At 60.9% G+C, this 7,634-nt stretch carries 7 protein-coding genes and 2 pseudogenes; 3 read left to right on the top strand and 6 right to left on the bottom strand.

Features of this window, described 5'->3' with window-relative positions; translation table 11 throughout:
* Positions 1–354: pseudogene (locus WDW90_RS15215) on the bottom strand (hypothetical protein); the annotation flags it as partial.
* A 141-nt stretch (positions 355–495) separates the two neighbouring features.
* Positions 496–1,017: a hypothetical protein gene (locus WDW90_RS15210; protein WP_336488236.1), complete on the bottom strand. Its 522-nt coding sequence runs from the start codon at positions 1,015–1,017 to the stop codon at positions 496–498.
* 414 nt (positions 1,018–1,431) lie between these two features.
* Between WDW90_RS15210 and WDW90_RS15205 the strand changes: the two genes are divergently transcribed.
* On the top strand, positions 1,432–1,746 hold the full coding sequence (locus WDW90_RS15205) for a hypothetical protein (RefSeq protein WP_336488235.1): 315 nt from the start codon (positions 1,432–1,434) through the stop codon (positions 1,744–1,746).
* Between the two features lie 8 nt (positions 1,747–1,754).
* On the opposite strand, the gene WDW90_RS15200 is transcribed toward WDW90_RS15205, so the two are convergent.
* Positions 1,755–2,438 carry a recombinase family protein gene (locus tag WDW90_RS15200; protein ID WP_336488234.1) on the bottom strand — a complete coding sequence of 228 codons (684 nt, stop codon included), beginning with the start codon at positions 2,436–2,438 and terminating at the stop codon, positions 1,755–1,757.
* 158 nt (positions 2,439–2,596) lie between these two features.
* On the opposite strand from WDW90_RS15200, the gene WDW90_RS15195 reads away from it, so the two are divergent.
* Positions 2,597–3,058, top strand: coding sequence for a hypothetical protein (locus WDW90_RS15195; protein ID WP_336488233.1), 462 nt, complete (start codon positions 2,597–2,599; stop codon positions 3,056–3,058).
* Positions 3,059–4,031: 973 nt separating this feature from the next.
* Positions 4,032–4,411, top strand: a pseudogene (locus WDW90_RS15190) (SOS response-associated peptidase family protein); the annotation flags it as partial.
* Between the two features lie 203 nt (positions 4,412–4,614).
* Here WDW90_RS15190 and WDW90_RS15185 read toward each other — a convergent pair.
* From WDW90_RS15185 to WDW90_RS15175, 3 genes are all read right to left on the bottom strand, one after another.
* On the bottom strand, positions 4,615–5,055 hold the full coding sequence (locus tag WDW90_RS15185) for a GNAT family N-acetyltransferase (protein WP_336488232.1): 441 nt from the start codon (positions 5,053–5,055) through the stop codon (positions 4,615–4,617).
* A gap of 35 nt (positions 5,056–5,090) precedes the next feature.
* Positions 5,091–6,509, bottom strand: a complete 1,419-nt coding sequence (locus tag WDW90_RS15180) for a tyrosine-type recombinase/integrase (RefSeq protein ID WP_336488231.1) — start codon at positions 6,507–6,509, stop codon at positions 5,091–5,093.
* A gap of 279 nt (positions 6,510–6,788) precedes the next feature.
* Positions 6,789–7,523, bottom strand: coding sequence for an invasion associated locus B family protein (locus WDW90_RS15175; protein ID WP_336488230.1), 735 nt, complete (start codon positions 7,521–7,523; stop codon positions 6,789–6,791).
* Between the last annotated feature and the right edge of the window lie 111 nt (positions 7,524–7,634).

The following is a 7,634-nucleotide window of genomic DNA, read 5'->3' as shown; positions in this document are numbered from 1 at the left end:
TTCGGTGGCGGTCGGACCGGACCTTGTTGCCTCGACAGCAGCCGCAGCTTCAGTCCAGCGGCTCTCGATCCAAGCCCTGCCTTCTGGCCCGATCACATCGAAGGGGTAACGCCCCTTCTTGGGTCTGATCCTTTTGCCGTAGCCTCGTTCAACGAACCACGGCTGGAGACGATGTCGGGAGCTTTTTCCACGTCCCTCGATGCTGATGATGTCCATTTGTCGGAGAATGGTGCGAACCTCTCTTGAACCTACTCCGTGCAGTCCGCCAAGTTCGGTGAGGGTGATCCAATCCCCTATGTTGATCGTGTTCAGAGTGCCCGTTCGTCGGTCGAGCACCTCATCGGTGTAAAGCATCAGTTCGTTTTCTCGCTTGTTGTGGGCTTGCGTAATGGACCTTGATCCCCCGGAGGGATGAGTTGCTGTGTTGGGGAGATGCCGAATGCATTGGAGAAGACGCCCTGAAGGCGGCAACCACTTCTGGCACCTTGTTCACCCTCAACTGAGCTGTGCGACTGCAGCGGAGTAATCATTGATCCGTTGCTGTCGAGCGGTGCGCTCTTCCTGCTCCAGCTTCGCGAGATGAATGCCGAGACCGCCAAACGCCTCGATGATCCAGGCTGCGATGATCATGACGGCGCGGGGTGCCAGTTCGCGGTATGCTCGCTTGCTCCTCCCGGTTGCCGGGTTGAGCCAGACGCCGGCATTGACCTCACTGAGCCCGCGCAGGCGCCTCACAAGCTGAGACCGGAAGGATGCATCAGAGCGGAACCGCCTGGGCTGGTGATCCTCAAGGAGGAACATCGCGAAGGTGCTCTCCATCACCGCCGATGGTTCGACATTGGCCGCGAGTTTGACGACCTCTTGAGCTGCGATGCGCTCGTATCGGGAACCGGCCTGTCCACCCTGACGAGCGGTGATGTGTTGAGCATCCGCGACCAGAGCGTGCCATCGGGCCTCGCAGAGGGCCCAGACAGGATTGGCTCGGTTCTTCGCGATGCGTGCCTGGACGAGCTTCACGAAGGGGGCAAGGTCAGCCTTCGTAATGGCCCGCTGCTCGGGGTGTCCGTGACGGCGTGAGCGGGATTTGTGAGTGGAGCAGAAGCGCCCATAGCGGGTCGTTCGCGCGCCACATCCGGGCGCACGGCATGTTCGTGCTGTCATCTGTGATGATCCTGTTTGGAGGTCTAGCGTGGCAGCGGAGGGCCGCTCACGGTGACCATGAGAAGCTGCGCCCATCCCCCGAGGGACAGGCACGGTCGTGAAGAAGCAGGCGGACGAGGCTGATGCCTCAGCTCGGACGATGCCCTGCGTCTGCTAATGGGAGGGGTAATAGGCTATTTTCCTCTCAAGTTGCTGACAGATAACGTCTTTTCCGGATTTGCAGAGGCAGGTATGTGCGTATAGTGATTGGGCGCCCTTGGAGCCGTGTTTGTGACCGCTGCTGCCCCCGATTGTTCGCTGTGCAAACCCTGTCGCGTGATGCTGCTGACCACGCAGCAGTTCATGAAGCTAGGCGGTGAGAAGTGGGACCGTGGCTTCCTCATCCGGGTGGGTAAGAGGGCGCGGCTACTCCACCAGGAGATCCTTGGGAAGGTGCCCAAGAAGGTGCGCTCTCCCATCAAGGGCGCGTACCGAAACAAGGTGGGCTTGTATCCCTGCGGCGTGCTGGAGCAGGCTTACCGTCAGGTTCTTGCCGAGCAGGCTGGCTGGTTACGCGAACAACCGAGCACCGCAGAAGCTACCTGACATATTAGTCACACTGCCTTTTCAGCCAGCTTGGCCAGCACCCTCGACACCTGCATAGGTGACCACTCTCCTCCCCGTGCGGTCGGGATGCCCCGCTCGTTCAGGGCACGCGCAAGGGCACCGAAGGAGGTCACACCAGCGGCCTGGAGGTCCGCGAGGATCGGAGCGAGATCACTAGTCCGTCCTGCTGCCCTCACGGCCTGTGTGGCCCGTCCTGCTGCTCGTGCGTCATTGGTCGGCACGTAACCCCTGTGACCGCCCAGCTTCGTCCCACGGGCCTTGGCAGCAGCCAGTGCGGCCTTGGTGCGGGTCGAGATCATCTGTGCCTCGTGCTCTGCCACAGCAGCGAGGATGTGGACCGTGAGCCGATTGGCTTGAGGGAAGTCCACTGCCGTGAACTCCACCCCGCTCTCCATCAGGTTGGATACAAAGGCCACGTTACGGGCCAGACGATCCAGCTTGGCGATAATGAGGGTGGCCCCGTGAAGGCGGCACAGGCGTAGAGCCTCAGCCAGCTTCGGGCGGTCATTGCGCTTGCCGCTCTCAACCTCCACCACCTCAGCCACAAGACGCCAGCTTCCGCCGTTGAGGTGCGCCCTGACGGCTTCCTGCTGTGCCTCTAAGCCGAGGCCAGACGTGCCCTGCTTGGCTGTGCTGACGCGGTAGTAGGCGACGAACTTGCCCTGAGCCATAACACGTAACGTCCATCTCATTGCTCGTTGAGACGGATGTTATGGTTACGGTTCTCCACCGTCAAGCACTTCTCCAGGCTTGCTCCCGTTCGTCATACCGCTGACGGTTGCACAGCTTCATGGAGGTGGCAGTGACGGTTGCAGACGACGAGGTTGAGATGCTGCTCACGCGCGATGGCTTGAGGCCAGCCACGAGCGGCACAACGATAGCTGAGGTTCTTCGGGCTTACGCTCGCCTGCCCATGGACAAGGCTGACCATCGGTCGTTCTTCGACAGCCTCATCGACAGAGTGAAGCAAGGCAGGCGTGTAACGCCGATGCCGCTGTCGAGTGAGTTCGAGAACGCCTCACGAGAGGACTACATCACCTTCAATCAAGAGGTAGCCCCAGACGGGCTGGCCTTCGTCACTGCTTGGGACTTGGAAGCCAGCCTGATGATCGTGAAGACGAACGCAGGTCGGACCTTCCTCGGTAAGCAGCGTGCCACCTATGCCTGCTTCGTTGGCGGTCCATCAGGCGCGTTTGAGGCCGCTGGGGTCGTATCCTCGATCCAGGCGGCGTTCGGTGTGGTTGATGAACTGTATCGGGCTCATCAGCGGATCATGCGAGCCTTCGACTAGCAAGGGAGACCGGAGGCCAAGCCTCGCGCTCGTGCTTCTCTCGTGCGCCTGCACCCGATACCACGCGAGACACCACGCTCGGTTCGCGATGGGGGGCATGGGGGAGAATCCAGTCGACTTAGTTTGTCGATGCCGTCTCGTAAATTCTCCAGAAAACTATTGAGGCTGCGTGCCTTAGTTGGAAGTGCCCCTCCATGTACGGTTTGCCGCGCGATCCTGCTCTGAAAGGTGTCGCCCCCTTCCTGGGTGATCTCCATGCGCGCAACAGCAACTTCGCCTCAATGAAAACGTGAGGCGTTAGGGTGAGCGAGTTAGTGCCATTCAAAACGTTCATTCATCCTTGTATAGGCAGCAAAATCATGATTTCTTCTTTTTCCAGAGCTTCGTCTGAGAGGCGGCCATGTTCGCAAGAGTTCTCTCGATAAAGTCTGTGATCGTATTCATTCTGATTTTTGCATCTTCTGTGCTGAACACGAATCATGCGTTCGCAGGCTCTCGCCTCAAGCAAGCCTGCAAGGCCCGCTGTCAGATAAATTTTGTCATGCTCTGCGATTCTTCATTGCCGGGAGGGTCTTCTGGGGGTTCCTGTACCTTGAATTGTATGGATACCTACACAAGTTGTGACTCTTCCTGCAGCCCTGGTAACACGTCTTGCTCTAATTCCTGCAACAATGAGCTTGCTTCCTGCTCAAACGGTTGCAGCTCCGGGACTGCCGGATGCAACGACAAGTACGTCTCATGCCTAAAGGGTTGCGATCGCATGATGCAATGCTCGCAAGACGCTCATTGCGAAGGTAACCAAGTCTGTGAAACCGGAACTGGAGGTCCAGTGCAATGCGTAGCTCGCTGTACGAAGACCGATCAGTGTCGGCGGCGGCTCGGATCGGATACTATCTGCAGTCAGGGACATTGCTTACGCATTTGATTTGCTGTTTGCACAACGCCGACCTCTTCGTCGTCCACAAAGGCGGATTGCCTCCTGCCAGTCACCCTCTTGAGCGAGTACGCAGATACTGAGCGCGCAAGACGCCGGTGTGGTTCGCGGTATCCGACAACCGGCCTCTCTTCGCCTTCACGGGCATTTGGCGGCCCTGGAAAGGCGTGCGTGGCACGAATACGGAGAACCCAGATCGGATTGAGGAGGAACATCGGCTGTTCTCGTTCCTCACGACTGAGGCAAACGGAGTTGTTGGCCCTGTCCACCCGAAGGTCATGCCGGTGCTGCTCACTGAGCCGGATGAGTGGTCAACGTGGCTCGAGGCTCCAACCCCGGACGCGCTGAAGCTCCAACGCCCGCTACCGAACGAGATGATGCGAGAGGTACCAAGAGGAGACCGTCGAGACGGTGATTGAAGATCTGGAGGCGTCAAATGCCTTCCGGCAGCTTCACGGCCTCGATGCATGCTTTCATACCGTCTGGGGCTCACCCTCCAACGCCGTTGCACGGGCCTCGAAGTTCCTCCTGATGTTGTCTGATGCCAGGATTTAAGCCGACGACCCAGAGCGCCGTGATGTCCCTCCAGTCGTCCATTGTTTTCCTTTCGTGGTGAAGTCGATTAGGAGCGACGTTCCATCTCGAAGCGGACATGCCGCCTCCCTGAGGCGTCGATCTGTATATCCTCATGAACAACTGCGAAGCCTTGGGTTTGATAGAACCGCACCGCGGGCACGTTCTCCGCGAAGACGTGGAGGCTCAATCGCTTATGGAGATCTTGTGCTGCATTGAGCAGCGCTGATCCTACCCCACGGCGCAACCGCGAACTGTCCACGTATAACGCCGGGATGTATCCCTCATCATCCACGGTGATGAAGCCGAGTACCCCTTGCTCACCTACCGCCATGAGGGTTGCAGTGTGCTTCAAAAACTCCTCAAGATGCAGGCGTGCCTCAGTGTGCTCGCGTGCCTCTAGGAAATTATGAGCTGCAGGGAAGGTCCGGTCGAAGATCGTGAGCGTGCCAGCCTTGTCATTTCCACTCTGGCAGGGACGGATGTTCATCGGTTACTGGAATCCTTGACGGTCAGCCCTGTTGCTCAAAGCAAATGAGCCGCTTCAACTCGTCGGTCATCTCTTCTCTCATCGTGTACGTCAGGCAACTTGACGGCCTCCACGCACTGCCTCGCTTGCGCAATCAGCGGCCCTGATGAGTACCGTCCGAGGGTCATCCCCTTGCGCTTGTGGCCCACGACGGCTGCGATGATGTTCTCGGGCTGGCCCGCTTGCTCGGCTTTGGTGATGAACCAACGCCTGAAGCTGTGGAAGTTGACGAGGGAGCGGCGCTTGCCTGCGATCACTTCATCCACACCGACCTTGCGCCGGTAGATCGTGAAGGCGTTGGATGCCTTGAAGGAACGTTCCCGTTCGGATGATCCCTTCGACGGGGGCCACTCCGGGAATACGTCATCCTCACCCGACCTGCCCTTACAGCGGCGTTCGATGATCTCGACCAATGCCGGGTGTATCGGCACCGAACGAGGCTTGGTCTCCTTCTTCTGAGGCTTGAAGGTCAGCAGGCCGTCTGCGCAGTCCTTCACCTTCAGATCAACGATCACGTCCAGGCGAGCCCCTGTGAGGGCACCAAGGCGCATGAGGTCGTCCATCTGCTGTGAGGCTCGACCAGTCAGGAGGCGGGCCACTTCAGCGTCCGTGAAGGATCGCTCTTCCGGCCCCTTAGCGACCGCTGGCAGAAGCCGGTGGATACGGGACCACACGTCCACTGCCACCATCTCCTGTGCTTGAAGCCACTGCCAGTATCGCGACAGGCGGTTGAGGTACTTCTTGAGCGTGGTGGCGCTCTGCCCTCCCGCGTCCCCGGGGAGGTCGTTGGTGAACCGTACTGCCACCTTCCGGGTGATCGCTTCGAGTGTCGCAGGCACACGGTTCCTCTCGCACCACGCTACGAGGAACTTCACTGCCCGATAATCGTCGCCCTTCGTCCGCGCCTTCAGATTCGCTGACGCGATGAACCGTTCGTGATGGAGGCCAATAGGTGTTGCCTCCCCCATCGCCAGGGCACGGAAATGTCCCGCTGCGGCGTCCCTTTGGGGATCGTAGATGTACTCAGGACGGCCTCTGTGGTCAGGCTCGACCGCCACCGGGTCGCCTCGGAGTTCGTCGGCTCTCAGGCCTACCACATAATCCAGGGTGTCCAGATCGTCGTCAGTCTGCGCCTTAGCCCGTTCATTGGCCAGCATGATGGCTTCACGGGTGAGGATATCGGTTCGGGATGGAGCGCCACCGGCTCCCCGTCTGGCACGGTCAATCTCGGCCTTGAGTTCGCTGACAACCTGCCACTTGAGTTGGTTCGCAATGGCGAGGCTGTCAGTCTGAAGCTGACGTTTGAGGCGGGTGCCGAGCTTGCCGTGGAGGTCACGGGGAACCGCTATGGTGACACGCCACTTCCCGTGGTTCTGTTCCAGATAGCGGGTATCAGACGATGACGGACGGGGCATAAAAGGGCCTCTGCGTACCCCAAAAAGTACCCCAGGTAGGTACTCACATGCCTTTGAAATGTCGAGTGTTTCTTTCGAATCAATGGCTTGGGGGTGGCTTTTGGAGTTCCCGTTAGGCTCCACCATCCCCCCTCTCGATGCGGCCCGTGCCGTGTCCGTTTCCCGATCCCACGACATACGGCTGCACGGTCCCGCCTGGGCCGTGGCGCGCGCGCGGTGCAGGCGCGCCCGGATCGCTGCGGATCCCGACGCGCCCGCCTTCGGGACGGGCGCCCCGCGTCAGGGCTTCGGCGCCGTGCCCGTCTTGCCGGACTCGATCTTGCCGGGCTCGGTCTTGCGGGCGCTCTCCTCGCGCTTCCCCGCCAGGGCGTCGATCTTCTTCTCCTGATCCGCGAGCAGCTTGGGATCGATCGGCGCGCCGTCGTAGACCTTTCCGAAGCCGGCCAGCGGCACCACGAAGGTGGTCTCACGCCGGGTCTGGTTCTCGCTCGTCACGCTCAGCGTCGGCGCCTTCCTGAGCGCGGCGATCAGCTCCGGCCCGAAGATCCCGACCTCCGCAAAGCAGCCCATGGCGAGGCACAGGGAGAACTTCCCGGCGGAGGCGGGCACGCCCTCGACGGCCAGGCTGACGCCGGTCTGCACCTGCATGCCGAGGGGCATCAGGAGGCGGACGACGTGCGTCTCCTGCTTCGAGCTCAGGTTGGTGAGCCCGAAGACCGCGACGGCCAGGACCGGCTGGCCGCTCTCGGTGACGAAGTCGCGGGTGATGTTGCAGACGTCGTTGCCGGAATTCGGGTCCTTGTTGCAGACCTTGGTCCAGTCGGCCTGCTTCGGGTCCGGCTTCAGGTTGAGCGTCAGCGGGCCGGTCTGCCCCTGGGCGGGCGAGGCTGCGGGCGCCGGGGCGTCCTTCGGCTGCGCCGCGGCCGGGCCCGCGGAGCCTGCGGCGACGGTTCCCGCGACGGCGAGGATCGCGGCGGCGTGCCGCGCGCGGGCTGGGCGGATGGCAGGAAACATCGGCTTTCGGACCCCTCAGGATGTTCGGCGCGGGCGGTCTCGCACGGATGGCGCCTCGCCTCGGCATGCCGGGAGGACCTGGCCGCGACCGCGGGGACGGGCTTCGATCGC

The sequence above is a fragment of the Methylobacterium nigriterrae genome (assembly GCF_037106235.1).
Taxonomy (GTDB): domain Bacteria; phylum Pseudomonadota; class Alphaproteobacteria; order Rhizobiales; family Beijerinckiaceae; genus Methylobacterium; species Methylobacterium nigriterrae.
This window is presented reverse-complemented; position numbering and strand designations above follow the sequence as displayed.